Here is a 3,216-nt window from a genome sequence, read left to right as displayed (position 1 = left end):
ACTCATCGGCTGTGTTTGACCACAACGAACGAAGTGAGTGACGGGAGTTTGCCGATGCACCCCCGAAGCCGATCTTCTTCGTGCAGTCGGCCCGCCAGGGCCGACCGCTCCAGCTGAGCCCCCACAGCCTGCCCCCGGCCGCCCCGCCCACGCGCCGGAAACAAAAGCGTCAACCCTGTGCGCCGTCGACCCGCACCCCATGCAGATCCCGCACGCTGCGCTGCCCCGTGGCCCCATGCGCGCCAGCCCGGTCCAGCAGCAGCGCCTGCAGCCCGGCCGCCATCGCGCCCTCGTAGTCGAGCGTCGGCGAATCGCCGACCATCAGGCACTCGCCCGGCGCCATGCCCAGGTGCCCGGCAACCCGCAGGTAGGCCTGCGGATGCGGCTTGCTGACGCCAGCCTCCTCGCCGATCGCGACATGGTCCACCGCGTCGCCCAACCCGGTCGCGGCCAGCTTGCGGCGCTGCCCGTCGGCCGGGCCGTTGGTCAGGATGGCCAGCCGCAGGCCGTCGCGGCGCAGGCGCTCGAGCGTCGGCCACGCATCGTCGTACAGCTTCGGGCTGTCGTTCACGCAGTCCATGAACACGCGGTTCAGCTGCGCCACCAGCCCCTCGCGCGGCACCAGGCCGAGGCGGTCGAACGGGTCGGCAAAACGCCGCATCCGGTACTCCTGGCGCGTCAGCCGGCCCTGCTCGAACTGGACGAACAACGGCCGGTCGACCTCGCCGCAGGCCTGCAGGAACGGCGCCGCGGCAATGCCTTCGTCGACCAGCACCTCGGCGAGCAACCCGTGCGCGACCAGGCGCGTCGACGCGAAGTCGATCAGCGTGTCGTCCAGGTCGAAGATCACCAGCTTCGTCCGCTCTGTCGTCATCTTGATTCGCCCTCGATTCGCCCCGGATCGTCCCAGACCGGCCGCAGGCCGATCGTCGTCGTGCCCAGGCGCCCCCACTTGCCGCGGCTCGCGCGGATCCGCAGGTGGCCCGCATCCTTGCTCCACGCCCCGCCCTTCACCACCCGCTCCATCGGCTGGCCGGCATCGCGGTCGTGCAGGTCCTGGCACCACTCGCCCAGGTTGCCGGCCAGGTCGAACAGCCCGAGCTCCGACGGCGGAAAACTGCCGACCACGCTGGTGCCGCCGAAATGCTCGTCGAAATTCGCCAACACCGGGCTCGGCGGCGCATCCCCCCACGGGTAGACCCGCAGCGGATCGTTGTTCGATGCCACCGCCTCCCACTCCGCCGCCCACGGCAGGCGGGCCCCCAGGTGCGCGCAGATCAGGCCGGCCGCCGCCCAGTTCAGTCCGAAGACGGGATGCTCGTCCAGCGCGGGGCGGCAATGCCAGCCGACCCCGTCGCGGTCGAAGGCCAGCGGGTTGCGCGGGTTGCAGACGTTGACGAACCGGTAGCCCTCGCCGGTCTCGGGCGGCATCTGCATCTCGTTGAGGATCTCGGCGGCCACGCGGCAGGTCAGCAGCGTGCGGGCGACGCGCAGGCGCCGCCCCGCCAGCGGGCCGGATGCCACCGTGAAGCCGACCGCGTCGTTGAGGTACTGCTCGATCATCGTGCTTGTGTTCTCACCGCCTCCTGCACCTCGTCGATCAGCGCCAGCTGCGCCTCGCCCAGGTGTTCCCGCCAGCCATTCTCCACGTCATCCAGCGACCGGTACGACGAGAACAGCCCGCCGCGCGTCTCGGCCTGCCGCGTCTGGATGAAGGCCGCGGCATCGCCGGCCGCCTCGGCGCCGAGGAAGGACACCAGCTCCCCCACCACCCGTGCCGGCTCGCGCGAAATGTCGGCCAGCTCCACGCTCAGGTGCTCGAAGTGATGCAGGCAGCGCCGCGCGAGCTCGTAGCGCAGCGCCACGCTCATCGCGACCACCTCGGTCGTGCGCATCGCCGTATCGGCGCGCGCGACCCGGCTCACATAACCCGGAACCTCGCGCATGAACGCGCCGGTGACGAGCTCGGAGTAGCTCCACAGCGTCGTCAGCTTGCTGCGCAGCACCGACGAGACGATGGCCCGCGGATCGCGCCGCAGGAAGATCACGCGCAGCTCCGGCAGGAAGGCCTTCAACCAGCCGAGCTTGCCGAACAGGCAGGTGTCCTTGAAGCCGATCACGCGGCCGCGGCGCGATTGCCCGAGGTAGTCCTTCAGCTCCAGCAGGAAACTGCGCACCGTCTCGTCGTCGCGCAGGCTGGCGTGCAGCAGCGCGGGGTCGTGGTCGTCGGCGCCCCACGGCACCAGGTCGTGCTCGCGGAAGAAGCGCGTGTGCATCGACAGCGGCTCGTTCAGGCATTCGATGCCGGCGCAGGATTGCAGAACGTCGTTCAGGAAGTTCGAGCCCGAACGGTGGTGCGCCATCACGAGGAATGGGGGGCGTCTGTCCGATGGCCGCTGCTCCGATTGCTGCGGTTCTCCGTGAACTACCGGCGTGCGCGCCATCGAATCCCTATTGCAACTATTGTTCTTCAATCGTACGCTTGGCTCGAATTGCACTGCAATCCTCAGTGTGAGGGGAGGGGCTGATGAACTCACCAGAAGTTGCAGCGCCATCGAAAGGCATGGGCCGCCTGCCGCTGGTGATTGCCGCCGTCGCGCTGGCCGTGGGCCTCGTGACCGTGTCGATGACCTGGCGATACCGCACGACGCAGGCACATCGCCCGGCCGCGATGGCCGTTCGCCTCGCGCTGTCCAGCACGCCGCACGCCGCGTTGCTGATGCTGGCGGCCGAGAAGGATTATCTGCGCGACGAAGGCCTCGACGTCAGCATCGTGCCGGTCAGCCACGGCAAGATGGCGCTCGACCTGCTCGGGCGCGGCGAGGTCGACCTCGCCACGGCGGCCGAGGTGCCCTTCGTCACCGCGGTGCTCGACGGCCAGCCGATGAGCATCCTCGCGAGCATGCTGAACGTCTCCGACGAGATGGCGGTGGTCGCGCGGCGCGATCGCGGCATCGCGGCACCGGCCGACCTGGTCGGCAAGCGCGTCGGCGTGCCGCGCGGCACCAGCGCCGACTACTTCCTGTCGGCCCTGCTGATCCGCCACCGGTTGCCGCGCAATGGCGTGACGCTGGTCGACCTGCCGCCCGGCCGCCTCGCCGACGAGCTGGCGCGCGGCCGCATCGATGCCGCCTCCACCTGGCAGCCGGTGCGCCGCGATGCGGAATCGGCGCTCGGCGCGCAAGGCATCACGTTCACCGCGCCGGCCGCCTACAC

At 70.1% G+C, this 3,216-nt stretch carries 4 protein-coding genes; 1 reads left to right on the top strand and 3 read right to left on the bottom strand.

The genetic code is table 11. The features are described from left to right. Positions 1-169: 169 nt before the first annotated feature. The 3 genes from AC1D01_RS26915 to AC1D01_RS26905 are packed head-to-tail and all read right to left on the bottom strand — an operon-like array spanning position 170 to position 2,363. Positions 170-874, bottom strand: a complete 705-nt coding sequence (locus tag AC1D01_RS26915; RefSeq protein ID WP_477871829.1) for an HAD family hydrolase — start codon at positions 872-874, stop codon at positions 170-172. Beyond that, positions 871-1,563 (bottom strand): formylglycine-generating enzyme family protein, encoded by a 693-nt coding sequence (locus AC1D01_RS26910; protein ID WP_477871827.1) that lies wholly within the window; start codon positions 1,561-1,563, stop codon positions 871-873. The genes AC1D01_RS26915 and AC1D01_RS26910 overlap by 4 nt, the downstream gene beginning before the upstream one ends. Continuing rightward, complete coding sequence (locus AC1D01_RS26905) at positions 1,560-2,363, bottom strand: sulfotransferase (RefSeq protein WP_477871825.1); 804 nt, start codon at positions 2,361-2,363, stop codon at positions 1,560-1,562. The genes AC1D01_RS26910 and AC1D01_RS26905 overlap by 4 nt, the downstream gene beginning before the upstream one ends. A gap of 164 nt (positions 2,364-2,527) precedes the next feature. Between AC1D01_RS26905 and AC1D01_RS26900 the strand changes: the two genes are divergently transcribed. Further along, positions 2,528-3,216 (top strand): ABC transporter substrate-binding protein (locus AC1D01_RS26900; protein WP_477871823.1); only part of this gene is annotated, 689 nt, incomplete at its 3' end.

It is taken from the genome of Rhizobacter sp. P3_B12, from assembly GCF_056402895.1.
This window is presented reverse-complemented; position numbering and strand designations above follow the sequence as displayed.